This is a genomic window from Glaciecola siphonariae (genome assembly GCF_042652645.1).
Taxonomy (GTDB): domain Bacteria; phylum Pseudomonadota; class Gammaproteobacteria; order Enterobacterales; family Alteromonadaceae; genus Glaciecola; species Glaciecola siphonariae.
On record NZ_JBHSGU010000005.1, the window covers coordinates 1 to 22,637 of the forward strand.

The following is a 22,637-nucleotide window of genomic DNA, read 5'->3' on the forward strand; positions in this document are numbered from 1 at the left end:
GTTTCTTGTTGCCAAGAAACGATATAAATTTTGTCGTAGACACTCTTAATGAGTGCCCACACAGATTGTCTTGTTATAAATTGTTAAAGAGCTGTCGTGCAAAATTTTTGAAACGAGTTTCGAAAACTTTTTGCGCAAGGTGACTAACATTACCTAAAGGAGTTTGTTGAGTCGTGCCTTGCTGCACGTTCGCAATATTTGCGAATCGCTTCAAAGGTAACCCTCTCAAGCGGGATGCGAATTCTACTTAAACTGCATCGTGTGTCAAGGCCTTTAATAGGAATAATTTCATATTTTTTACCTTGGCGCAGAATTTGCCTACTTACTGTACGATGGTTGAGTTAATAATGAACTTTGACAAGTTTTTGACAGTCCATTGAACATAAAAGCACAACTATCTTGGCAATAATATAGATGCTAATACATCAAGCGTTTTAGTTGTTGTGATTTTGTTAATAACAAAGTAAATTAATCGTCCTGCTGTATAGCGATTTGCCGATAAAGAGTAAAGCAGCCAACGTTTTAAAGAAATCACGGGTCAAATAATAGTATGAATCGTTTAATTCTCGCATGCACAGCGTGTTTAATTACCTCAGCGACTGCTGGTGTTTTTGCTCAAGACAAAGCTTCGACGCAAAATCAGGTACAGGTAGATACGCCTAGCAAGAAGTCTGTTTACTTTTTTAAGTCACAGGTTGCTAATAATCGAAGTATCGGGAATGCGTTAAGCTCACTACTTAGCAGATATCCTGAGCAAACAGTTGATTTCGTGTCGGTTGCGTTTACCGCTTATCCTGAGCACTACGAAGAAATCATCCAAGCGGCGGTGTCGACTAATCCGAACTTCGTAGATGAAATTATCATGGTTGCTAATAGCTACCAAGTTGGCAACCCTACAGAGATTGTTGAGATTGCAATAAATGCGGAGCCAAGTTACGCAGACGACGCCACAAGAGCCGCATGCAAGTATTCACCTAAATACTTTAACGAAATAGTCAAAACTGCGGTAAGTACTGAACCAGACTCAGCAGACCAAATTGCACAACGGTTGGTACGTGCATACCCAAACAAGACAATGGAAATATTAGTTACCACTATTAAAGAAGTACCATTTGTTGGAAAGTATGTGCTCGACGCATTACTTGCAACCGTAACGGATGATGACGAGAAATCGAACGACATGATTATTATCTCGGTTGAACAGTTAGCACAGCACCCCGACGCGATTGAACGTCTTGTCCAACTTGCCCAAGAACATGAAATTTCTGCAGCTGATGTAAAGGCAAGCGCTTTGAGGGGTGGTCTTGAAGAAGAGCAAATCGTTGCGATTATAGACCGACACTATCAACAATAAGTACTCACTAAATTTTAATGAGACGACTCATATCTCATTAAGCAGACACAAAAAACCCGGAACATGTTCCGGGTTTTTTATTGAATAAAATTACTTATTCTTCAGTTGCTTCAACTACTTCTTCTTCAGCTTCAACAACTGGACGGTCTACTAGCTCAACGTAAGCCATTGGAGCGTTGTCACCTGAACGGAAACCACACTTCAAAATTCGACTATAACCGCCTGGACGTGCGTCGTAACGCGGACCAAGCTCGCTGAACAATTTACCTACCACTTCTTTATCACCTGTACGAGCCATAGCTAAACGACGATTTGCAACGCTGTCTTGCTTGGCTAGTGTGATAAGAGGCTCAATCACGCGACGTAGTTCTTTCGCTTTAGGCAACGTAGTTTTAATAACTTCGTGCTTTACCAACGAACTTGCCATATTTTTGAACATAGCTTGTCTGTGGCTGCTATTGCGATTTAACTGTCTACCACTCTTGCGATGGCGCATAGCTCTTTCCTTCTTTATAAATCAGTTTATGTTTTAAACCTGATTAATCTTTTTCAGCAATTGACTCTGGCGGCCAGTTTTCTAGGCGCATGCCCAGAGAAAGACCACGTGAAGCAAGTACATCTTTAATTTCGGTTAAAGATTTCTTGCCAAGGTTTGGCGTTTTCAGAAGTTCAACTTCTGTACGCTGCACCAGGTCACCAATATATTGGATAGCTTCGGCTTTCAAACAGTTTGCAGAACGAACCGTAAGCTCCAAGTCGTCCACTGGACGAAGGAGAATTGGATCGAATTCTGGCTTCTCTTCTTTCGCTTCAGGCACAGAGATGTCACGTAATTCTACAAATGCATCTAATTGCTGAGCAAGAATCGTTGCTGAGCGACGTATGGCTTCTTCCGGATCTAATGTTCCGTTTGTTTCCATATCGATAATTAGCTTATCTAAATCAGTGCGCTGCTCTACACGAGCAGACTCAACTGAATAAGCAATACGCTCTACTGGACTGAATGAAGCATCAACTAACAAACGACCAATTGGACGATCATCATCTTCAGAGGAACGACGAGCAGAAGCAGGTACATAACCACGACCCATTTCGACCTTAATGCGCATGCTTAATTCAGCTTCACCGGTTAAGGTACAAATAACATGATCAGGATTGATAATCTCTACGTCACCGTCGTGCTGTATGTCTCCTGCAACTACAGGACCCACGCCAGATTTCACTAGTGTAAGAGTTGCTTCAGTCTTCCCTTCTAAACTTACCGCCAAACCTTTTAGGTTGAGCAATATTTCTAGAACGTCTTCTTGAACGCCCTCTTTAGCAGTGTATTCATGAAGAACACCGTCTATTTCCACTTCTGTCACAGCACAACCAGGCATAGATGAAAGTAGAATGCGACGCAATGCGTTGCCTAGAGTATGGCCAAAGCCGCGCTCTAATGGCTCTAGTGTTACTTTTGCACGAGTAGGAGAAACGTTTTCAATTTCAACTAATCTTGGCTTTAGGAATTCGGTCACTGAACCCACAATGTATCCTCTTTAGTTAGTTTTACTTAGAGTAAAGTTCGACAATCAGCTGTTCGTTTATCTCAGACGATAAATCCGTTCTTTCTGGAACGCGCTTGAATGTGCCTTCCAATTTAGTGTTGTCAACTTCCAACCATACTGGCTTCTCACGTTGGTCTGCTAATTCTAGTGCAGCGCCAATACGAGCTTGCTTCTTCGCTTTTTCGCGAACAGCGACCACATCTTCAGCTTTTACGTTGAATGATGGAATGTTAACTACTTTTCCATTTACCAGGATCGCCTTGTGGCTAACAAGCTGACGTGCTTCCGCGCGTGTACTTGCAAAACCCATACGGTAAACAACATTGTCTAAACGTTGCTCAAGAAGTTGCAACAAGTTTTCACCTGTATTGCCTTTTAGGCGAGCCGCTTCTTTGTAGTAGTTTCTAAATTGTTTTTCTAATACGCCATACATACGACGTACTTTTTGCTTTTCACGCAACTGAACACCGTAATCAGACAAGCGACCGCGACGGGCACCGTGCTGACCAGGAGCAGTGTCAATTTTACACTTGCTTTCAATTGCTCTTACGCCGCTTTTAAGGAACAAGTCGGTTCCTTCACGACGACTTAGTTTGAGTTTTGGACCCAAATATCTAGCCATGATCTTTCTCCAACTGTTCGTCTATACGCGACGTTTTTTCGGTGGACGGCATCCGTTATGCGGAATAGGCGTCACATCGGTAATATTAGTGATTTTGTATCCAGTGGCATTTAATGCTCGGATAGCTGATTCACGACCTGGACCAGGACCTTTCACGAACACTTCAATGTTCTTAAGGCCGTATTCCTGCGCGGCAACGCCTGCTCTTTCAGCAGCAACCTGTGCAGCAAACGGGGTTGATTTACGTGAACCACGGAAACCAGAACCACCAGATGTTGCCCAAGCAAGTGCATTGCCTTGGCGATCGGTAATCGTCACTATTGTATTGTTAAAAGAAGCATGGATATGAGCCATACCGTCTGCGACTTGACGTTTTGCGCGCTTACGCGTGCTACGTGCTGGTGCTTTAGCCATAGTAATATCCCTCGCTTACTTTTTAATAGGTTTACGAGGACCTTTACGGGTACGCGCATTAGTTTTAGTGCGCTGACCACGTAGAGGTAAGCTACGACGGTGGCGAATACCACGGAAGCAACCTAGGTCCATCAAACGTTTAATACTCATTGAAACTTCACGACGAAGGTCACCTTCAACGGTGAACTTGGCTACTTCATCACGTAGTTTATCGATTGTTGTCTCATCCAATTCTTTAATCTTGGTAGACTCTGACACACCTGCATTTACGCAAATCGCCTTTGCACGGGTTGCACCAATACCAAAAATGGCTTGTAGCGCAATTACCGTATGCTTGTGTTCAGGAATGTTAATGCCAGCGATACGGGCCATTAACAGCACTCCTCTAATTATTGTTACCAGCCTAAAAAGCCCGTTAGGATACTTACCCGGTAACTAAATTGCAAATTAAGACCTAATCAGCCGCGCCAGGTATACACCTAGCGCGACATCAACAGGTCAATGTTTTTCAGATTAACCTTGCCTTTGCTTATGCTTTGGCTCTGCTGCACAAATCACTCGAACAACACCGTTGCGCTTGATGATTTTGCAGTTACGGCAAATCTTTTTAACGGATGCACGAACTTTCATAACATCACTCCGTAATTAGCTAACAAAAGGCCTTAGCCTTTTAAATTAGCTTTTTTAAGAACATCCCCATATTGATGTGACATCAAATGGGTCTGCACCTGTGCCATGAAGTCCATTATCACTACGCATATAATGAGCAATGATGTACCACCGAAGTAAAACGGAACGTTAAACCACAATAGTAAGAACTCAGGCACTAAACAAACAAAGGTAATATAGAGAGCACCAGCTAGGGTCAACCTAGTCATCACCTTATCAATGTAACGTGATGTTTGCTCACCAGGACGAATCCCTGGAACAAATGCGCCGGATTTCTTTAAATTATCAGCTGTTTCGCGTGGATTAAAAACTAATGCTGTGTAAAAGAAGCAAAAGAAGATAATCGTTGCTGCATACAACATAACGTACAAAGGCTGTCCAGGAGACAAAGCTAAAGATACGTCAGTCAAAAACGAAAGAGATTCATTTTGGCCGACCATGCCCGACAATGTTCCAGGAAACAAAATAATACTTGATGCAAAGATTGGCGGGATAACACCTGCCATGTTCACCTTCAAGGGAAGGTGAGAGCTCTGTGCAGCAAATACCTTTCGGCCTTGCTGGCGTTTTGCGTAGTTTACAACGATGCGACGCTGCGCACGTTCTACAAACACCACAAGGTACGTTAATGCAACGATAATAGCGCCGATAACAAACAAGAAAAGAAGATTGATATCACCTTGACGTGCCTGCTCTGCTGTTTGCCCAATTGCAGTAGGAAGACCCGCTACAATGCCTGCAAATATCAGAATCGATATACCATTACCTATGCCACGCTCGGTAATTTGCTCACCTAACCACATCAAAAACATGGTACCGGTAACCAAACTCACGATAGCTGTAAAATAAAAACCGATGCCAGGATTGAGCACTAGGCCAGGAATTAACTGCGGAAGGCCTGTTGCAATCCCAATAGATTGAAACGTTGCCAAAACCAATGTGAGATAGCGAGTGTATTGGCTGATCTTACGCTGGCCGGCCTGACCTTCTTTTTTTATTTCCTTAAGTGGCTCATGCACGACTGACAACAGCTGCATAATAATTGAAGCTGTAATGTACGGCATGATGCCCAATGCTAATACCGACGCTCGCTCCAAAGCACCACCAGAGAACATGTTAAACATCTCTACGATAGTACCTTTTTGTTGCTCAAATAATTGAGCCAACACGTTTGCGTCGATACCAGGAATGGGTACATACGACCCAAGCCTAAACACAATGATTGCGCCAAGTACAAACAATAAACGAGAACGTAACTCGCTTAAACCGCCTCCACTTGAACCCTGTCCTGGTTTCGCCATTTTCGGTTATTCCTCTACTTTACCGCCAGCAGCGCTGATCGCTTCCAATGCGCCTTTAGTGACTCTCAATCCGCTTACTGTTACAGCACGATTGATTTCGCCACTCTTGATCACTTTAACAACCTTCATTTCTTTTTTGATAAGACCTGCGGCTTTCAAAGTTTCAAGGTTGACGGTGTCACCTTCGACTTTTGCGATTTCGCTTAATGTAACTTGATCCGTGACGAAAGATACTCGCGACGTAAAACCAAACTTTGGCAAACGACGCTGAAGTGGCATCTGACCGCCTTCGAACCCTGGCTTAACTGAGCCGCCTGAACGACTCTTTTGACCTTTGTGACCACGGCCACCAGTCTTACCTAAACCAGAACCGATACCACGGCCTACACGTTTTGGTGAAGGTTTAGCTCCGGGTGCAGGAGCAATAGTATTTAATTTCATTTCTTACTCCTCAACGATCTCAACCATGTAATTAACACGGTTGACCATGCCACGCACGGCTGCTGTATCTTCTAGTTCACGAACATGACCGATCTTACGTAAACCCAAACCTACTAATGTAGCTTTGTGCTTAGGCAAACGACCGATCGAGCTTTTGGTTTGCTTTACTTTAATCGTATTAGCCATGTTCGATTACCCCAATATTTCGTCAACTGGCAATCCACGTTTCGCAGCAATCTTCTCTGGAGAATTCATCTCTACCAGAGCATTGACTGTTGCGCGAACAACGTTGATTGGGTTAGTTGAACCGTAACATTTAGAAAGAACGTTCTGTACACCGGCTACTTCTAAAACTGCACGCATTGCACCACCAGCGATGATACCCGTACCTTCAGAGGCAGGCTGCATGTAAACTTTAGAACCAGAGTGACGCCCTTTAATTGGATGTTGCAGAGTGTTACCGTTTAAGTCGACGCTAACTAAGTTGCGACGTGCTTTTTCCATTGCTTTTTGAATAGCAGCAGGAACTTCACGTGCTTTACCGTAGCCAAAACCAACACGGCCATTGCCATCTCCGACAACCGTTAATGCAGTAAAACTAAAGATGCGACCACCTTTAACTACTTTAGATACACGGTTTACAGCGATTAGCTTTTCGAGCAGGTCGCCCTGCTGTTGAACTTCTACTTTAGCCATAATTAACTCCTAGAACTGAAGACCGGCTTCACGCGCGGCATCAGCCAGTGCTTTCACACGACCGTGATATTTAAATCCACTTCTATCGAAGGCAACTTCTTTTACGCCTTTTTCGATAGCACGTTCTGCGATCGCTTTACCTACTGCCGCTGCTGCTTCTGCGTTGCCTGTTGCTTTCAAAGAACCCTTAAGGTCTTTTTCAACAGTAGAAGCTGAAGCAATTACTTCAGAACCGCTAGGTGCGATTAACTGAGCGTAAATGTGGCGCGGTGTACGGTTTACAACCAAGCGATTAACAGCTAATTCACTGATCTTCTTACGAGCGCGCGTGGCGCGGCGTAAGCGAGCTGATTTCTTATCCATCGTATCACCTACCTACTTTTTCTTAGCTTCTTTACGACGCACAGCTTCATCAGCATAACGAACACCCTTGCCTTTGTAAGGCTCTGGCGGACGGTAAGCACGAATGTTAGCTGCAACTTGACCTACTTGCTGCTTATCACTGCCTTTAACAACGATTTCAGTTTGAGTAGGAGTTTCTACGCTAATGCCTTCGGGCATTTCGTAGACGACAGGGTGAGAAAAGCCCAATGTAAGGTTGAGTTTGCTACCTTGTGCTGATGCACGGTAACCAACGCCTAACAATTGAAGTTTCTTTTCAAAACCAGTTGTTACACCAATAACCATTGCATTTAACAATGAGTTAGCCGTACCAGCTTGAGCCCAACCGTTTGCCATACCTTCTTTCGGTACAGTAGTCAGTGTGCTGTCTTCTTGTACGATCTCAACTGCATCATTAAATACGCGTGTTAAGGTGCCATTTTTTCCTTTGACTGTTACTTCTTGTCCGGCGATTGAAACTTCTACGCCAGATGCGATAGTAACAGGTGCTTTTGCTATACGTGACATATCATATCCTCCGTTATGCTACATAACCGATGATCTCACCACCCATGCCCGCTTTACGCGCTGCACGGTCAGTCATCACACCTTTTGAGGTAGACACGATAGCAATCCCGAGTCCGCCCATTACCTTTGGAAGCTCATCTTTTTTCTTGTAGATGCGCAAACCAGGTCGGCTTACTCTTTCGATTGTATCAATTACTTTTTTACCTTCGAAGTACTTCAAAGTGACTTCAAGTGTTGGTTTAACACCATCTTCAACTGAGAAACCTTCGACATAACCTTCAGCTTGTAACAACTTGGCAATTGCCACGCGTACTTTAGAAGAAGGCATCGCTACCGTAACTTTTGCCGCTTGTTGGCCGTTACGAATACGGGTAAACATATCTGCGATTGGATCTTGCATGCTCATATCTGCTACTCCTTACCAGCTGGCTTTTTTAAGGCCAGGGACTTCGCCACGCATTGCAGCTTCACGAAGCTTTATACGAGAAAGACCAAATTTGCGTAGGAAACCATGTGGACGACCCGTTACGCGACAGCGATTTTGCTTGCGCGATGGGCTTGAGTCACGTGGAAGTTGTTGTAGCTTTAGAACAGCGTCCCAACGCTCTTCTTCAGAAGAATTCACATCATTGATGATTGCTTTTAGCGTCGTACGCTTAGCTGAATACTTCTTAACCAGCTTGGCACGTTTTACTTCGCGTGCCTTCATTGATTCTTTTGCCATAACCCTACACCTTATTTTCTAAACGGGAAGTTGAATGCAGTTAAAAGTGCATGCGCTTCGTCGTTAGTTTCAGCACTGGTAGTGATAGTAATATCCATACCGCGCACTTTATCCACTTTATCGAAATCGATTTCAGGGAAGATGATTTGCTCGCGCACACCCATGCTGTAGTTGCCTTTACCGTCAAAAGATTTCGGGTTAAGACCACGGAAGTCACGGATACGAGGAAACGTAATAGAAATAAGTCTTTCTAAGAATTCCCACATACGCTCGCCACGTAGGGTTACTTTGCAGCCAATCGGATAACCTTCACGGATTTTAAAACCCGCGACAGATTTTCTAGCAACAGTAACAATTGGTTTTTGACCTGCAATGGCAGCCATGTCGGCCTGCGCATTTTCAAGAACTTTCTTGTCAGCAACTGCTTCACCTAAACCCATGTTTAAGGTGATTTTCTCAATCCGAGGGACTTGCATGACGCTTTTGTACCCGAACTGCTTCGCAAGTTCAGCTACTACTGTTTCTTTATAGAAATCATGCAGTTTCGCCATCGTACTCTCCAATAAATTAAACTAAGTCGCCGTTTGATTTGAAGAAACGCACTTTTTTGCCATCTTCAAAACGGAAACCGACGCGATCTGCTTTACCCGTTGCCGAGTTAACAATCGCTACATTTGAAACGTGAATAGAAGCTTCTTTGTCAATAATGCCGCCAGGCTCGCCCGCTTGCGGGTTTCCTTTTTGGTGTTTCTTAACAATGTTAACGCCATCTACATAAACGCGGTTAGATTCAGTTACAACACGTAATACTTTGCCGTGCTTTCCTTTGTCTTTACCCGCTAATACGACTACTTCATCATCACGACGAATTTTATTAGCCATTATCGTGACTCCTTATAGTACCTCTGGGGCCAATGAAATGATTTTCATGAAGTTATCTCCACGAAGCTCACGTGTGACCGGGCCAAAGATACGCGTACCAATAGGTTGCTTGTTTGCATTAAGCAAGACAGCTGCGTTGTTATCAAAACGGATAGTTGAACCATCTGCTCTGCGAACGCCTTTCCTAGTACGCACCACCACTGCATTCAGAACGTCACCTTTTTTTACTTTACCGCGTGGAATTGCTTCCTTCACAGTAACTTTGATGATGTCACCGATATGTGCATAACGGCGATGCGAGCCACCAAGAACCTTAATACACTGAACCCTGCGAGCTCCCGAGTTATCGGCAACGTCCAGGTTAGTTTGCATTTGGATCATTAGTTAGTGCTCCGCTGTTAAATTATGACTCTATCGAGTCGCTAAGCTGCTATAAAATCTCAAAAAACTGAGAAAAATAGACCATACCCCTACAAAAAGGGCGCGAAACTATAACAGAAAAGACGTGGGACGTGTAGTTTAATTTACGAAAAACAAGATATTATTTTATAGCGCTGAAATGCTGTGCGAGAGACAGCCAACTATTTGACTGGGGGAGCTTAGAATACGCAGGTTTGCGCCAAATTGAAAGCTAATTACGCAAGCTAAATGTTTTCATGTTTGTGTTAAGTTGACTGCAACTTGCTGACAGCTCGAATATGGTCGATTCGCTTGCCTGACATGATGATAGAATATTTTTTGCGCCAACATCAATGTTTTGCGCACTTGCTGACACCTGCAGCACAGCCACGCTTTGCTCTTCGATTGCATCGGCTACTTTTTCTATCGTCATGTTCATAGCCTCAAGGTTTGTGAATAACGTTTGAACCTTGCTAAGCGCCTCGTCCACACTCTCGGTTGATGAAGCTGTCATCGCAGTGCATCGTTTCATAGAATCCATCGCTTTGTGCGCGCTCGAAATCAACACCTCAATAACCAAATTAATTTGCTCTGTAGAGTCTTGGGTTCGTTTGGCAAGGTTTCTTACCTCATCGGCAACAACAGCAAAGCCCCTTCCTTGTTCACCCGCCCTCGCAGCCTCTATCGCCGCGTTGAGAGCTAAAAGATTTGTTTGTGCTGCAATAGACTCGATTGTTTGAAGAATCATACCTATATCTTCGGTGTTGTTTGAAACCTCTTGAACCACTTCAAAAGACTGCATAAGTTCGCTATTGAGTAAACTGATACTTTCATGCATTTGCTTCATGCTTGTCTCGTTTTCTCGCCCAGTCAACGAAATGGCCTCAGTAGAGTGCGCCGCCTGCTGCATATCTTTGCTTACATGCTGACTGCTTTGTGAAATCTGCTGCATCGCAGTCGATATTTGCGATGTTTGCATTTGCTGTGACTCTGCTTCGTGCATCGATATTTTTGAACCGTTTGCGACTTGTTCTACTAAACTTTGGGCGCGCTCGCTTTGGCGAGCTACTTCAACAAAATTCGTATTTATTTCACCAATATGTTTATCTAAAGACCTAATGATGTCAGACAACTCATCGTTTGAGTCGCAATTGATACCTTGTGTAAAGTCCTTATCGTGCGACACTTTGGCTAAGTAGCTTTTTATTTTGCTTACCCTTGTAGCGATTGACCGCCTCACCATTATGCCAAGCCAAACAAGTGGAATGAGGATAGCGGCGTTAACCACAAAAATCATGGTGGTTCGGGACCTAAGCGATGTTAGTTTTTCATCGACTAATTCTGTGATATGCCTACTGATGCTATCACTGAGTCCTTTAATGTCTTTGATACGCGTTGTACTTAGCTCAAACCAATTGTCTGGTCCTTCAACAAAACCAGGCTCAGTTACCGAGATTTGTTGCGACACATTGCTAACTTCCTGCCATGAGCGACCTGCTGCCAACGCATTGAAACTTGCTTGAAACTCGTCATTTGCCCAAATATAAAAAGCTTGGGCTCGGTTTGACTCATCGCGCAAATATTGCCGCACTGCCGCAAGCTGAACGGGTTTAACTTCTTTGGCTTTGAACGCGCCATTCAATGCGCCTCGCACTTGTCCCGCTCGCTCTTTCAACCAAAGCAGTTGTAAATTGCTAGCAAGCATCGAAGTAACCTCACGATCGGCAACTTTAAAAATAAGCAGCTCAATACTTCTCAATGCTTGTGCATTAAGCGCTGAATAGTATCCAAACGAATCGCTAGCAGGATTAAGATTATCAACGGCTGCTCGAAGTGCGCTTTTTTTCGACAAGAGCTCAACAACGGGTTGCTTTATATTTTGAAGAAGTGCTTGGTCAATCTGGCTAAATTGCTCGTCGCTAACCGCCAAGAGATTTTCAGCAGCTGAATCGGCATTGCTTCGAGCGGTGCTTAGGGCATCACGACCAGAAAGACCGCCACTTGCTAAAAAACCCGCTGTTATGCCTCGTTCAACGGCATGAGAGTGCGCGACGTTATCAAATAAAGTAATGAGAGACACAACATCTCGCGCAAACTCGGCCTGTTTAGCTTGTTGCTGCGAGGCAAACACCAACATGAGGACTGCTGCCAATGCAAGCACAGTGGGTCCGATTGAAATAAGGAGAATGGCGTTCGACACCTTCAACGATTTTATACTAACCATACTCATTCTCAGAAACCAACAGTACAAAAGCGCTAAAAGAAGAATCTTTCGCTTTTGAAAAACAAGGTACACATGCACCCCAACTTAGTCCGGTATCGGCTGAAATATAGATTAGATGATTATACTTTGGTTTATTTACCTAGTAGGAACTGCGCTTAGTGATGAAATGAAACGCACTCGCGCATCGTGAAGTATGATTACACAATTAGCTTAGAAAGCGGATTTATCGTTGCCTGGTCACTAACTTCGCTGCCTTACAATTTCAAACAAACAGATGCCGCTGGCAACAGACACATTCAAGCTTGAGACCTCGCCCGCCATAGGAAGTTTGACTAACTCATCACAGGTTTCGCGAGTTAGTCTGCGCATGCCTTTACCTTCTGCGCCCATAACCAATGCGATGGCACCGTTTAGTTTGCAATCGTAAATGACCTGCTCGGCTTCACCGGCTGTACCCACCACCCAAACACCCTCTTGTTGAATATGTTTGAGGGTGCGAGCTAAATTTGTTACCTGAATCAAGGGCACGGTTTCCGCTGCGCCTACCGCCACCTTACGAACAACGGGCGTGATTGAAGCAGAGTTATCTTTAGGTACGATTACCGCATGTACCCCAGCAGCATCTGCATTTCGCAAACAGGCACCTAAATTATGGGGGTCTGTTACGCCGTCTAGCACAAGTAAGAATGGCGTTGGATTACGTTCAATAATAGTGTCTAAGTCGGCTTCGTTTAACACGCGTGTTGGTTTTGCTCTTGCAACAATGCCCTGATGTTGTTCACCGTTGGTTTTGTCATCTAAGGTTTTACGCTGCACAAATTGAACGGCGACGCCCTGCTTGCGAGCCTGCTTGACTACCTCATTCATGCGCGCATCATCACGCCCTTTAGCTACCATGATATCGAGAATACGCTCGGGCTCATTGGAGAGTATCGACGCAATTGCATGCAAACCATAAATCATTTCTTGCTGAGCCAATGTTATCTCCTAACGTTTGGGCTTATTGCGCGAACTTTTATTGCGCTTAGATGCAGGTCCAGACTTACGCTTGCTCGATGGTTTGGAGCCTTTACCCGAGCTATCTTTGCCGCTGCTTGCGTTTGTTTGCGCTTTGCCGGGCTTCATTGGCTTGTCTTTGGCACCGCTACCTGATTTATTACCGCCTTTGCCTGGCTTGGTAGATTTACTCGCGCCCTTACCTTTTCTTTTGCTCGTTTTTAACTGCCGTGAAATGGCTGGCAAGCCGTCGATGATTAAATCTATTTTACGCTCATCCAAATTGACCGCAGCCACTTTTACTTTCAAGGGATCGCCGAGACGATAACTTATGCCGTGATTTTCGCCTACTAAGCACTGCTTAAGCTCATCATAGTGATAATAATCTGAGGCAAGAGAGGTTATGTGCACCAGTCCGTCGATATGATAATCACTGATCCGCACAAACAAACCAAAGTTTGTAACCGAGGCCACTACGCCCTCAAATACATCACCCACATGCTCTTGCATAAACTCGCATTTTAACCAGTCGGCTACATCGCGAGTAGCATCATCTGCACGACGCTCGGTAGTCGAACACTGTTCGCCTAACTGCGTAATCTCATCTTCGCTATAAAACTTAGCCCCTTTACATGCCTTATCGTTATTGTTTTTGTTAAGTATCGCTTTAATTACGCGATGCACAATTAAGTCGGGGTAGCGACGTATAGGTGAAGTAAAATGCGCATAGGCCTCGAGCGCCAAACCAAAATGACCCACGTTTGCTCCGTCATATACCGCCTGTTTCATGGAGCGAAGCAGCATAGTTTGAATGAGCTCTTTGTCTATGCGATTGGCGGTTTTGCTGATTATGCGCGTAAAATCATGCGGGCTCGGCTCTTCAGAGGCGGTAAACTCAACACCAATTTCACGCAAGTAATTTCTAAAACTTAGCAGGCGGTCTGCATCGGGCTTGTCATGTACTCGGAACAAGGTTTCAGCTTTGTTCTTCTCAATGTACTGCGCGGCACACACATTTGCCATGATCATGCATTCTTCAATGATTTTGTGAGCATCATTTCTTACTAATGGCACAATATGCTCAATCTTGCGTTGTGCATTAAACACAAACTTCGTTTCTTGAGTTTCAAATTCAATGGCACCACGCCCTGTGCGCGCAAGCTTTAGAGCGCCGTATAAGTCATTTAGATGATGCAGCTCTGGCACGCGCTCTTGATACCGCTCAATTAGGTCTTCGTCGCCCTGCAAAATTTGCCAGACTTTTGTATAAGTAAAGCGCGCATGCGAGCGCATTACCGCTTCATAAAACTGATAATCCTGCAGCTTTCCGCGGGCATCAATTGTCATTTCGCAAACCATGCACAAGCGGTCTACCTCGGGATTTAATGAACACAATCCGTTGGAAAGTTTTTCAGGCAACATGGGAATAACCTGCTCAGGAAAGTACACTGAGTTGCCACGATTTTGGGCTTCGGTATCAAGTGCTGTGCCGGTACGCACGTAAGAACTAACATCTGCTATCGCCACCCACAACTGCCATCCACCTTGCGGTAATGGTTCACAGTATACGGCGTCGTCAAAGTCTCGGGCGTCTTCACCGTCTATCGTAACTAGCGGCAATTGACGCAGGTCGATTCGGCCCTTTTTAGCATCCTCAGGGACTTCTTCAGTGAGACTTTCCACCGATTTGAGAACACCAGAGGGCCACTGATGCGGTATATCAAAGTTACGCAGGGCTGTCTCAATCTCCATACCAGGCGCCATGTGCTCACCAAGTACTTCTGTGATTTTACCGATAGCGCTCACGCGGCGTCGTGGTCGCTGTATTATCTCAACCACCACAACATTACCCTGACGGGCATCCATATTATGCTCGTCAGCTATCATGATTTCATGACAAATGCGGTTATCGTCGGGTATTACCATGCCTAGGCCGTTTTCGGTGTAGTATCGACCTACAATCGGGTCTACGCGTGGTTCGATAACGCGGTTGACTCTAAATTCAGTGCGGCCTCTGCGGTCTTGGCCGTCAACCGTACCCTCAACCATATCACCATGCATCACAGTGGCCATCTGGTGAATGGGGATAAAAAAGTCTTTTTCGGTAAGAGAGTGCTTTAAAAAGCCAAAGCCGTCTCTATGCCCAATCACTCTTCCGCGTATCAGTTCGGCCTGTTTTTGTACTTCGTATTTTTTATCACGGTTGAAGGCAATTTGCCCCTCTCGCTCCATCGCTCGCAATCGGCGCTGGATACCAACTCGGCTATCTTCATCTTTTGCTTTAACGATTTGGCAAATGTCTAAAAACGACAAAGCCTCACCCTGCGCCTTTAAAATACTCAGTAAGTATTCGCGGCTGGCCACAGGATTTTCATATTTTTCTTGTTCACGCGCAAAATGCGGGTCTTTACTCATTCAATAATTTCAGTTTTTTGCTTTATTTGAGCGCATAGTATAACAGTTCCGTGGCGATAAAGAATGTCTCGCCTTAATCGAGCCGAAAGAGGCTCAAACATGCGCTTGGCGTTTTTAAATACCATGCGCTTAAGGAAAATATAGCTCTGGATAATAAATAGCGGTATGTTTTGACGTCACCAACGTAACCGCTAATACTATTGACGTGCCTACAAATAGTCCGCATACAAGGCGCCACTAAAGCCACTTGCATTAAATATGGAAAAAAGGACCTTTGAAATGACCTTGCCATTTACCTCCAATCTTAATAAAAAAATGCGCTATGCAGCCAAATTGATGGCATACTTTTTGTTCGCTTTACTGTGTTTGCAGTACTCTGCGGTGGCCTTTAGTGATGACCTTGCCAAGGTAAAAAACGATTCTGAAGATACATTAAATGACCGCAAATCTAGTGCCGATGCAAACCTTCCTTTATCACTTTCAGATGGCGATCGCCTGATTTTTATTGGGGACTCAATCACCCACGGCGGTAGCTATCATGTGAACCTTGCGCTGTTTTATGCGCTGCGTTTTACAGATGTTGAACTGAGCTTTATTAATGCGGGGATTTCTGGCGATACCGCGAGCGGGACCAATGCTCGCTACAGCAGAGATATCGCCATACATTCACCAAGCGATGCAACGATTATGCTCGGTATGAACGATGTAAACAGAGAGCTCTACTCACCTCGCAATAATGCCCTTACCGGGGATGCCAAACAGGCTCTTATTGAGCGCCGCCGTGATACTAGAGCCGACTATTTGGCGAATATGAAATCCTTAATTCAGCAACTGCAAGATGACGAGGTGGACATCACCATTTTTACACCCTCTATTTACGACCAAACTGCGGTTCTTGCGCGCGAGAATATGCTGGGAGTAAATGATGAGTTGGCGGTTTACGGACAAATCCTGAGCGAGTACGCACGTGAGGAAAATATTGGCATTATTGATTTTCAAGTGCCCATGCAGATGATCAATGAGGTCTATCAGTACGAGCAGCCAGATTTTAGCGTAGTAGGTAGCGACCGAATTCATCCGGGTCCTGCTGGACACTTCGTCATGTTCTACAGCATCTTACACGAGAATTTTACTCGCCAAAACATCGCAGATATAGCCATAAATGCGGCGCAATCGTCTTACAATCTGAGCGGCTGTAATGATAAAAATATTGAACAAATCAGCCCAACCGCCATTGAATTCAGCTGCCGCTTAAATGGTCTTCCCTTTCCAGTCAGTAGCGAGCAACAAGACGCTCTCAATTGGGTGCCTTTTACCCAAGATTTTAATCAGTTAAATTTAAGAGTTAGGGGTTTGGAGGTTGGTGAGTATTCACTGACTATTGATTATATTAATATTGATTCACTTGATCACAAAGCATTAGCGCAAGGTGTAAATCTTGCGTCTTACACCAACACGCCAATGTATAAACAGGCCCTAGCGGTAAAGGCAGTTAATGACCAAAGAGCTTATGCTGAACGACAGCTTCGAGACATTTTACAAGTGGAATTTAGTATGCTCGACCCTTACCCGGAACGAGACCGTTCAAGCGCGCAAGCCATTAAGGAAACCCTTGATATGCATGTAGAAAAAAGTAAGGGTAAGCCGTGGTACGACTACCTAAAAAATCAAGCGAAAAACTACATCGAGAATGCCCACAAAGCGCCCGCGCTACGAGCAAAGGCCGCCGAGCTAAATACGCAGCTCTACCGCGTAAACAAGCCCGCGGCAATGAAGGTGAGCATTAGTAAGGTAAAATAGGCCTTATATCTTTGAGCGCTAATTAACTTTGGTAAGCCAAGCGTGGGTGTCTTCAGCTTGCCCCCATTGAATTTTGTTTAGCGCAGAGCGAAGCTTAGCGGTTGTTGCTCCCATTTCACCACTGCCTACCAACCGTTCTTTACCCTCATGGATGAGCGTACCAACGGGGGTAAGAACAGCAGCAGTTCCCGACAAAGCGGCTTCAGTGCCCGGTTTAGCGGCTCGCTCAAGCAGTTCATCGACCGAAATTTCGCGCTCACTTACCGTCATGCCCAAATCGCTTGCCAAGGTTAAAATAGAAGAGCGGGTTACCCCATGCAAAAATGTGCTGTCTAACTGTTTAGTAATAATCTCGTTGCCGTCAATTAATACAAAGTTAGCGGCTCCTGTTTCTTGTACATCACCACCCGGACAAAACAGTATCTGGTCGGCATTGGCGCTTTCACGTGCCTCCAAAATAGGTCCTAGCGCGCTCGCATAATTACCACCACTTTTTATCATGCCCATATGCGGTGCGCAGCGCATGCCGTTGTCGGCTAACAATAATCGAAGCGGTTTAGCACCACCTGCAAAATAATCACCCACCGGCGATAACAACACATATAGCAAAGACGTTGCAGAGGGGGCTGCGGCCTTACCGATAGAAGGTTCAATGCCAATGTGCGTTGGTCGAATATACATGGAGCCAGGCGGTGCTGGCACCTCATCAGCATATTTTTTCACTACATCTAGAATCATGGATTCGAGCTGTTTGCCGTCTACTTTTGGCAAATTAAGTAAGCGACTGCTTTGAGCCATGCGCTTAATATTTTGGTCCATCCTGAAAATATTGATGCTGCCGTCGTCATGCTTAAATGCTTTAAGCCCTTCAAAGCAGGTGCTTGAATAATGAAGAACATGCGCTCCCGGGTGCATTTGAAGAGAGCTCGCACTAACAAATTCTGCTTTGCTCCATGCGCCATTTTCGAATTTAGCGAGCGCCATTTCTGGCATAAATACCGTTCCAAATGCAGCCATTACTTTGCTTATCTCCACAATATAGTCGCTTACGATGGGTCGTAAACTATGTTTTAGCTAATAGACGAAATTCTATTCTATTGATGTAGATAAACACCAGCGATTCGTGAAAATAAATTGTTTCACTGCTCGGGTCTGTTGATCTTTGTCACATGTGGCCGGCTTAGTTAATCCAAGCGCGTTTTTGTGAAAAGTGTGAGCTCAAAAAAGCCATTTGGTCGCTCAGTATAGTGCGATTCATCAAAAAGAAACGTTCGTAAATATTCGGTACAAACGGCACTGCAAGCAGTTTCATGTTTGCTTCTTCAGGCGTGCGAGCGCCTTTTGCATGATTACATCGCTTACAGGCGGTTGCTGAATTTGTCCACGTGTTTTTGCCGCCTCGTGAACGAGGAATGATATGGTCTCGGGTGAGCTTTACTGTGCTAAATGTATCGCCGCAATATAGGCAAGTATTGCTGTCTCGACGAAATAGATAACGATTGCAGAGCGATATCTTTCCTGCGTCTTGCGTGATTTTGCCGTCACAAGCGATGATGGTTGAAATTGCTAGGGTGCTTTGCTCACCTAAGCGATTCCAGCCGCCTCGCAGCACAACTTTACTCTCACCAAGTTCGAACAATACTTTATCTTGTACATAGCACTTTGCCGCTTCTTCTTGTGATATCCAAGTTTGCGGCATTCCTGACTTATTTAAGCGCAAAATTAACATTAGCAAATCCCAAAAGAATTATTTTAATTGTTTGTTAATTAAGCAATATGACAGTCTTGTGCGCGCGGGCGCAACTATTATTCGGGTGTTTTTGTATCGTTTGTGTTTACACGCGTATGTTTTGTTTTACACACGCCAACGCTGTGGCATCTTCTCGGTCCTGCCTAAGCGCTATACTCAGGCAGTGAGACTTAGCCAGCGAGCGGACGGCGAGCACTTCTTATTGCCTTTGGGTGCATTAGGTATTCGAGTTCACGCATATAAATTGCGATTTTCTGGTGGGTATCGCTGTCACTTGTTACCGCGTTATACAACCAGTGGTATAGGTCTTCAAAATCATAGGGGCTGCCGTAACCATCAATAAATAACTCAGCAAGCTGTATTTGCGCTTTTAAATTACCCAATGCAGATGCTTCTCGTAGATAAATTACCGCGCGTTTTTTGTCTTCTTGTACTAACTTACCGCTTGCATAATAGCGTCCGAGTTGCTCGAAGGCGGCAGGCAAGCCTTGTCCTGCGGCTTCTCGCATGAAGTGCACACCTTGGACTGGATTTTGTTCAACACAAACACCCCATGCAAGCATGTCGCCCCATAAAAATTGATAAGCAGGCACCCGCATGATATCGGCACGCGCTTCTATGTCTTGCACCAACTGGCAGCGGTCATCGACCACACGCTGGAGATGTGCATTTTGATTAATAAGTTTTATCAACTCGTCTTGCGAATATAGCTGAACCGCTTCAAGCTGCTGCGCCAGCGTTTTGGGCGATAGTAAAAGCGCCAGTATGATTACTAAGGGCGCCAGAAATTGACACTGTCTCACGTCGCTTGCCTCTTTGTTAGCATAACTATATGGATATATCGGCATGACTAAGATTTCATTAAGGCTAAAAGAATTTGGTCTCATGTAATCGCGAAGTGCAAATTTGCTGTAGTATTTATACATCGGTCTGATGCACGTTTATGACCAACATCAATCACTTTGCCAACACGAGAATGAAATTTAGCCAATGAAATATAAAGACCTGCGCGACTTTATCGACCAACTCGAAAAAAAAGGCCAGTTAAAACGCATTTCTATGGAAATCGACACTGATTTGGAAATGACCGAAATCGCTGATAGAACGCTACGTGCAGGTGGTCCTGCTATATTGTTTGAAAACCCAAAAGGCAGCAAAATTCCAGTGTTAGCAAACTTGTTTGGCACGCCGGAACGGGTTGCATTGGGTATGGGACAAGAATCTGTGGAAGCCTTACGTGAAGTCGGAAAACTCCTTGCCTTTTTAAAAGAGCCAGAGCCGCCCAAGGGCTTAAAAGATTTAGTCAGTAAAATCCCCGTGTTTAAACAAGTGCTCAATATGCCGGCAAAAGTCGTTCGAAAGGCGCCATGCCAACAAAACGTGATCAGCGGTGACGACGTTGATATATATAAATTCCCCATTCAGCGATGCTGGCCCGGCGACGCTGCACCTTTGGTAACTTGGGGTTTGACCGTTACGCGCGGTCCGCATAAAAAACGTCAAAACCTAGGCATTTATCGCCAGCAGGTAATTGCTAAAAACAAGATAATAATGCGATGGCTGTCGCACAGGGGCGGCGCGCTTGATTTTAAAGAATGGTGTCAAACTCATCCGGGTGAACCATATCCAGTGTCAGTTGCTCTTGGTGCAGACCCCGCGACGATTTTAGGGGCCGTCACGCCTGTTCCAGACACACTGTCTGAATATGCCTTTGCTGGTTTACTGCGCGGCGATAAAACCGAAGTTGTGCAGTGCGTATCTAACGATCTACAGGTGCCCGCGAGCGCCGAGATCGTGCTCGAAGGTTATATCGCACAAGATGAAGTGGCCGATGAGGGACCTTATGGAGACCACACCGGATACTACAACGAAGTTGATTCCTTTCCGGTATTCACTATCACCCATATTACCCATCGGGATAAGCCGATTTATCACAGCACTTATACCGGACGGCCGCCGGATGAACCTGCTATTTTGGGCGTTGCGCTTAATGAAGTGTTCGTGCCCATTTTACAAAAGCAGTTTCCTGAAATTGTTGACTTTTATTTACCACCCGAGGGCTGCTCGTATCGTATGGCCGTTGTCACCATGAAGAAGCAGTATCCCGGACATGCTAAACGAGTAATGATGGGCGTTTGGTCGTTTTTACGCCAGTTCATGTACACTAAATTCGTGATAGTATGCGATGACGACGTTAACGCTAGAGATTGGAATGACGTTATATGGGCGATTACCACGCGGATGGACCCTGCTCGCGACACCACATTAATTGAAAATACGCCAATAGACTATTTAGATTTTGCTTCACCGGTGTCGGGCCTCGGCTCTAAAATGGGTATGGATGCCACAAACAAATTACCGGGTGAAACCGACAGAGAATGGGGAACCCCTATTGTGATGGACGAAGCGGTAAAGCAGAAAGTGGATAAAATTTGGGACGAATTAGGCCTATTGAAATAGGCCGCGTCCTGCGTTTGCGCCTCGTTGACATAGCCTAGATTAACATGGCCTAGGTCAACATAGCTTAGGTCAAGATAGCTTAGGTTGACATAGCTTAGGCCCTTGCAGGAATTGACAATACAGACCAGGTCTGCACAAATTAGGTCTACACAAGTTAGGTCTACAAATAAAAAGCACAGCAGTGCCATAAAGACAATTCACAGGAACACCATGACACTCACAAAAGCAAACTTGCTTAGTAAAGAATCACTTACCCCTCATGTTTTTAAAATTGTTTTGAAACCTGAAGAACCCATCAACTTTAAAGCAGGCCAGTATTTACAAGTAGTCATGGCAGACGAAGATAAACGGCCTTTTTCAATCGCCAATACTCCTGCTACCAGCGACTTGATTGAACTGCATATAGGTGCCACCCCCGACAACCCCTACGCTTATGAGGTTCTGCAGCGCCTTGAACAACAGCAGTGGTTAATGCTCGAGGTAGGTTTAGGCAATGCACATGTTAAAAATACACAGTTAGAGGCCGTGTTGATTGCCGGAGGCACCGGTTACTCTTACACTAAATCAGTATTGTTTAATATTTTAGAGACGCAACCCGAACGCAAAGTGACCTTGTACTGGGGGGCAAAATCATTTGCCGATTTATACGAAGCGGCCGAATTACAAGCCCTAAGTAATAAGCACGCGCATTTTAAGTTTATCCCGGTAGTAGAATTACCTGACAGTGACTGGACCGGCAAAGTGGGCTTTGTGCATCAAGTCGTCATGCAAGATTTTACCAATTTTAGCGCGATAGAAGTGTATGTAGCCGGCCGCTTTGACATGGCAAAAGCTGTTAAGGCCGATTTGCTTCCATTGGGTTTAAAAGCAGAAAACTTAATTGGCGATGCCTTTGCCTTTATTTAAGAGGTGAGGCGCTTGAAGGAAATCACTTAAAGGTGAATCGCTTAAAGGCGAGTTTCTAAAACGTAAATAACGAACAAAAATTACTAGCATGAACCAACGCAGAACGGACAAATCATGACCAATACCGA

Annotated in this window: 27 protein-coding genes; 4 read left to right on the top strand and 23 right to left on the bottom strand. The window is 44.8% G+C overall.

The features are described from left to right. Positions 1 to 550: 550 nt before the first annotated feature. The gene (locus ACFO4O_RS11205; protein WP_382408538.1) at positions 551 to 1,354 is read left to right on the top strand and encodes a hypothetical protein; all 804 of its coding nucleotides are present in this window, start codon (positions 551 to 553) and stop codon (positions 1,352 to 1,354) included. 94 nt (positions 1,355 to 1,448) lie between these two features. Here the strand turns inward: ACFO4O_RS11205 and rplQ are convergent, their stop codons facing one another. From rplQ to rnr, 20 genes are all read right to left on the bottom strand, one after another. Beyond that, complete coding sequence (gene rplQ / locus ACFO4O_RS11210) at positions 1,449 to 1,850, bottom strand: 50S ribosomal protein L17 (protein ID WP_382408540.1); 402 nt, start codon at positions 1,848 to 1,850, stop codon at positions 1,449 to 1,451. A gap of 43 nt (positions 1,851 to 1,893) precedes the next feature. Continuing rightward, the gene (locus ACFO4O_RS11215) at positions 1,894 to 2,883 is read right to left on the bottom strand and encodes a DNA-directed RNA polymerase subunit alpha (RefSeq protein WP_382409572.1); all 990 of its coding nucleotides are present in this window, start codon (positions 2,881 to 2,883) and stop codon (positions 1,894 to 1,896) included. A gap of 19 nt (positions 2,884 to 2,902) precedes the next feature. Further along, a complete protein-coding gene (rpsD, locus tag ACFO4O_RS11220; protein ID WP_382408542.1) occupies positions 2,903 to 3,523 on the bottom strand; it encodes a 30S ribosomal protein S4 in 621 nt (206 codons plus the stop codon). 21 nt (positions 3,524 to 3,544) lie between these two features. Further along, positions 3,545 to 3,937 carry a 30S ribosomal protein S11 gene (gene rpsK / locus ACFO4O_RS11225; protein ID WP_214452560.1) on the bottom strand — a complete coding sequence of 131 codons (393 nt, stop codon included), beginning with the start codon at positions 3,935 to 3,937 and terminating at the stop codon, positions 3,545 to 3,547. Positions 3,938 to 3,952: 15 nt separating this feature from the next. Further along, on the bottom strand, positions 3,953 to 4,309 hold the full coding sequence (gene rpsM / locus ACFO4O_RS11230) for a 30S ribosomal protein S13 (RefSeq protein WP_382408544.1): 357 nt from the start codon (positions 4,307 to 4,309) through the stop codon (positions 3,953 to 3,955). Between the two features lie 141 nt (positions 4,310 to 4,450). Beyond that, positions 4,451 to 4,567 carry a 50S ribosomal protein L36 gene (rpmJ, locus tag ACFO4O_RS11235; RefSeq protein WP_214452558.1) on the bottom strand — a complete coding sequence of 39 codons (117 nt, stop codon included), beginning with the start codon at positions 4,565 to 4,567 and terminating at the stop codon, positions 4,451 to 4,453. 32 nt (positions 4,568 to 4,599) lie between these two features. Further along, complete coding sequence (gene secY, locus ACFO4O_RS11240; RefSeq protein WP_382408546.1) at positions 4,600 to 5,907, bottom strand: preprotein translocase subunit SecY; 1,308 nt, start codon at positions 5,905 to 5,907, stop codon at positions 4,600 to 4,602. A 6-nt stretch (positions 5,908 to 5,913) separates the two neighbouring features. Next, complete coding sequence (gene rplO, locus ACFO4O_RS11245) at positions 5,914 to 6,348, bottom strand: 50S ribosomal protein L15 (RefSeq protein ID WP_382408548.1); 435 nt, start codon at positions 6,346 to 6,348, stop codon at positions 5,914 to 5,916. 3 nt (positions 6,349 to 6,351) lie between these two features. Then, a complete protein-coding gene (rpmD, locus tag ACFO4O_RS11250) occupies positions 6,352 to 6,534 on the bottom strand; it encodes a 50S ribosomal protein L30 (protein ID WP_382408550.1) in 183 nt (60 codons plus the stop codon). 6 nt (positions 6,535 to 6,540) lie between these two features. Next, positions 6,541 to 7,044, bottom strand: coding sequence for a 30S ribosomal protein S5 (gene rpsE, locus ACFO4O_RS11255; RefSeq protein ID WP_382408552.1), 504 nt, complete (start codon positions 7,042 to 7,044; stop codon positions 6,541 to 6,543). A 9-nt stretch (positions 7,045 to 7,053) separates the two neighbouring features. Next, positions 7,054 to 7,407 (bottom strand): 50S ribosomal protein L18, encoded by a 354-nt coding sequence (gene rplR, locus ACFO4O_RS11260; RefSeq protein WP_382408553.1) that lies wholly within the window; start codon positions 7,405 to 7,407, stop codon positions 7,054 to 7,056. A gap of 12 nt (positions 7,408 to 7,419) precedes the next feature. Beyond that, entirely contained in the window at positions 7,420 to 7,953 is a 534-nt protein-coding gene (rplF, locus tag ACFO4O_RS11265; protein WP_382408555.1) for a 50S ribosomal protein L6, read from the bottom strand. Positions 7,954 to 7,966: 13 nt separating this feature from the next. Then, positions 7,967 to 8,359 (bottom strand): 30S ribosomal protein S8, encoded by a 393-nt coding sequence (gene rpsH / locus ACFO4O_RS11270; RefSeq protein ID WP_382408557.1) that lies wholly within the window; start codon positions 8,357 to 8,359, stop codon positions 7,967 to 7,969. A 12-nt stretch (positions 8,360 to 8,371) separates the two neighbouring features. Further along, positions 8,372 to 8,677 (bottom strand): 30S ribosomal protein S14, encoded by a 306-nt coding sequence (gene rpsN, locus ACFO4O_RS11275; protein ID WP_382408559.1) that lies wholly within the window; start codon positions 8,675 to 8,677, stop codon positions 8,372 to 8,374. Positions 8,678 to 8,688: 11 nt separating this feature from the next. Continuing rightward, positions 8,689 to 9,228, bottom strand: coding sequence for a 50S ribosomal protein L5 (rplE, locus tag ACFO4O_RS11280; RefSeq protein WP_382408561.1), 540 nt, complete (start codon positions 9,226 to 9,228; stop codon positions 8,689 to 8,691). Positions 9,229 to 9,244: 16 nt separating this feature from the next. Then, on the bottom strand, positions 9,245 to 9,559 hold the full coding sequence (gene rplX, locus ACFO4O_RS11285; protein ID WP_382408563.1) for a 50S ribosomal protein L24: 315 nt from the start codon (positions 9,557 to 9,559) through the stop codon (positions 9,245 to 9,247). Between the two features lie 12 nt (positions 9,560 to 9,571). Continuing rightward, positions 9,572 to 9,940, bottom strand: a complete 369-nt coding sequence (gene rplN / locus ACFO4O_RS11290) for a 50S ribosomal protein L14 (protein ID WP_124029309.1) — start codon at positions 9,938 to 9,940, stop codon at positions 9,572 to 9,574. A gap of 250 nt (positions 9,941 to 10,190) precedes the next feature. Continuing rightward, on the bottom strand, positions 10,191 to 12,182 hold the full coding sequence (locus tag ACFO4O_RS11295; protein WP_382408565.1) for a methyl-accepting chemotaxis protein: 1,992 nt from the start codon (positions 12,180 to 12,182) through the stop codon (positions 10,191 to 10,193). Between the two features lie 240 nt (positions 12,183 to 12,422). Next, the gene (gene rlmB, locus ACFO4O_RS11300; protein ID WP_382408567.1) at positions 12,423 to 13,160 is read right to left on the bottom strand and encodes a 23S rRNA (guanosine(2251)-2'-O)-methyltransferase RlmB; all 738 of its coding nucleotides are present in this window, start codon (positions 13,158 to 13,160) and stop codon (positions 12,423 to 12,425) included. Between the two features lie 9 nt (positions 13,161 to 13,169). Continuing rightward, positions 13,170 to 15,593, bottom strand: a complete 2,424-nt coding sequence (gene rnr / locus ACFO4O_RS11305; RefSeq protein ID WP_382408569.1) for a ribonuclease R — start codon at positions 15,591 to 15,593, stop codon at positions 13,170 to 13,172. Positions 15,594 to 15,851: 258 nt separating this feature from the next. On the opposite strand from rnr, the gene ACFO4O_RS11310 reads away from it, so the two are divergent. Beyond that, positions 15,852 to 17,393, top strand: a complete 1,542-nt coding sequence (locus ACFO4O_RS11310; RefSeq protein WP_382408571.1) for an SGNH/GDSL hydrolase family protein — start codon at positions 15,852 to 15,854, stop codon at positions 17,391 to 17,393. An 18-nt stretch (positions 17,394 to 17,411) separates the two neighbouring features. Here ACFO4O_RS11310 and ACFO4O_RS11315 read toward each other — a convergent pair whose 3' ends face one another. The 3 genes from ACFO4O_RS11315 to ACFO4O_RS11325 all read right to left on the bottom strand — a co-directional run bounded on the left by ACFO4O_RS11315 (position 17,412) and on the right by ACFO4O_RS11325 (position 19,913). After that, positions 17,412 to 18,410, bottom strand: a complete 999-nt coding sequence (locus tag ACFO4O_RS11315; RefSeq protein WP_382408573.1) for a branched-chain amino acid aminotransferase — start codon at positions 18,408 to 18,410, stop codon at positions 17,412 to 17,414. 163 nt (positions 18,411 to 18,573) lie between these two features. Next, positions 18,574 to 19,122, bottom strand: a complete 549-nt coding sequence (locus tag ACFO4O_RS11320) for an HNH endonuclease (protein ID WP_382408575.1) — start codon at positions 19,120 to 19,122, stop codon at positions 18,574 to 18,576. A gap of 191 nt (positions 19,123 to 19,313) precedes the next feature. Further along, positions 19,314 to 19,913 carry a tetratricopeptide repeat protein gene (locus ACFO4O_RS11325; protein WP_382409574.1) on the bottom strand — a complete coding sequence of 200 codons (600 nt, stop codon included), beginning with the start codon at positions 19,911 to 19,913 and terminating at the stop codon, positions 19,314 to 19,316. Positions 19,914 to 20,133: 220 nt separating this feature from the next. On the opposite strand from ACFO4O_RS11325, the gene ubiD reads away from it, so the two are divergent. Then, positions 20,134 to 21,603 (top strand): 4-hydroxy-3-polyprenylbenzoate decarboxylase, encoded by a 1,470-nt coding sequence (ubiD, locus tag ACFO4O_RS11330; RefSeq protein WP_382408577.1) that lies wholly within the window; start codon positions 20,134 to 20,136, stop codon positions 21,601 to 21,603. A 210-nt stretch (positions 21,604 to 21,813) separates the two neighbouring features. Next, entirely contained in the window at positions 21,814 to 22,509 is a 696-nt protein-coding gene (gene fre, locus ACFO4O_RS11335) for an NAD(P)H-flavin reductase (protein WP_382408579.1), read from the top strand. Positions 22,510 to 22,637: the final 128 nt, after the last annotated feature.

What these genes read in the sequence shown, in the direction of transcription:
- ACFO4O_RS11205 (WP_382408538.1), top strand. Translation starts at nt 551, where the DNA reads ATGAATCGTTTAATTCTCGCATGCACAGCGTGTTTAATTACCTCAGCG.
- rplQ (WP_382408540.1), bottom strand. Translation starts at nt 1,850, where the DNA reads ATGCGCCATCGCAAGAGTGGTAGACAGTTAAATCGCAATAGCAGCCAC.
- rpsD (WP_382408542.1), bottom strand. Translation starts at nt 3,523, where the DNA reads ATGGCTAGATATTTGGGTCCAAAACTCAAACTAAGTCGTCGTGAAGGA.
- rpsK (WP_214452560.1), bottom strand. Translation starts at nt 3,937, where the DNA reads ATGGCTAAAGCACCAGCACGTAGCACGCGTAAGCGCGCAAAACGTCAA.
- rpsM (WP_382408544.1), bottom strand. Translation starts at nt 4,309, where the DNA reads ATGGCCCGTATCGCTGGCATTAACATTCCTGAACACAAGCATACGGTA.
- rpmJ (WP_214452558.1), bottom strand. Translation starts at nt 4,567, where the DNA reads ATGAAAGTTCGTGCATCCGTTAAAAAGATTTGCCGTAACTGCAAAATC.
- secY (WP_382408546.1), bottom strand. Translation starts at nt 5,907, where the DNA reads ATGGCGAAACCAGGACAGGGTTCAAGTGGAGGCGGTTTAAGCGAGTTA.
- rplO (WP_382408548.1), bottom strand. Translation starts at nt 6,348, where the DNA reads ATGAAATTAAATACTATTGCTCCTGCACCCGGAGCTAAACCTTCACCA.
- rpmD (WP_382408550.1), bottom strand. Translation starts at nt 6,534, where the DNA reads ATGGCTAATACGATTAAAGTAAAGCAAACCAAAAGCTCGATCGGTCGT.
- rpsE (WP_382408552.1), bottom strand. Translation starts at nt 7,044, where the DNA reads ATGGCTAAAGTAGAAGTTCAACAGCAGGGCGACCTGCTCGAAAAGCTA.
- rplR (WP_382408553.1), bottom strand. Translation starts at nt 7,407, where the DNA reads ATGGATAAGAAATCAGCTCGCTTACGCCGCGCCACGCGCGCTCGTAAG.
- rplF (WP_382408555.1), bottom strand. Translation starts at nt 7,953, where the DNA reads ATGTCACGTATAGCAAAAGCACCTGTTACTATCGCATCTGGCGTAGAA.
- rpsH (WP_382408557.1), bottom strand. Translation starts at nt 8,359, where the DNA reads ATGAGCATGCAAGATCCAATCGCAGATATGTTTACCCGTATTCGTAAC.
- rpsN (WP_382408559.1), bottom strand. Translation starts at nt 8,677, where the DNA reads ATGGCAAAAGAATCAATGAAGGCACGCGAAGTAAAACGTGCCAAGCTG.
- rplE (WP_382408561.1), bottom strand. Translation starts at nt 9,228, where the DNA reads ATGGCGAAACTGCATGATTTCTATAAAGAAACAGTAGTAGCTGAACTT.
- rplX (WP_382408563.1), bottom strand. Translation starts at nt 9,559, where the DNA reads ATGGCTAATAAAATTCGTCGTGATGATGAAGTAGTCGTATTAGCGGGT.
- rplN (WP_124029309.1), bottom strand. Translation starts at nt 9,940, where the DNA reads ATGATCCAAATGCAAACTAACCTGGACGTTGCCGATAACTCGGGAGCT.
- ACFO4O_RS11295 (WP_382408565.1), bottom strand. Translation starts at nt 12,182, where the DNA reads ATGGTTAGTATAAAATCGTTGAAGGTGTCGAACGCCATTCTCCTTATT.
- rnr (WP_382408569.1), bottom strand. Translation starts at nt 15,593, where the DNA reads ATGAGTAAAGACCCGCATTTTGCGCGTGAACAAGAAAAATATGAAAAT.
- ACFO4O_RS11310 (WP_382408571.1), top strand. Translation starts at nt 15,852, where the DNA reads ATGGAAAAAAGGACCTTTGAAATGACCTTGCCATTTACCTCCAATCTT.
- ACFO4O_RS11315 (WP_382408573.1), bottom strand. Translation starts at nt 18,410, where the DNA reads ATGGCTGCATTTGGAACGGTATTTATGCCAGAAATGGCGCTCGCTAAA.
- ACFO4O_RS11320 (WP_382408575.1), bottom strand. Translation starts at nt 19,122, where the DNA reads ATGTTAATTTTGCGCTTAAATAAGTCAGGAATGCCGCAAACTTGGATA.
- ubiD (WP_382408577.1), top strand. Translation starts at nt 20,134, where the DNA reads ATGAAATATAAAGACCTGCGCGACTTTATCGACCAACTCGAAAAAAAA.
- fre (WP_382408579.1), top strand. Translation starts at nt 21,814, where the DNA reads ATGACACTCACAAAAGCAAACTTGCTTAGTAAAGAATCACTTACCCCT.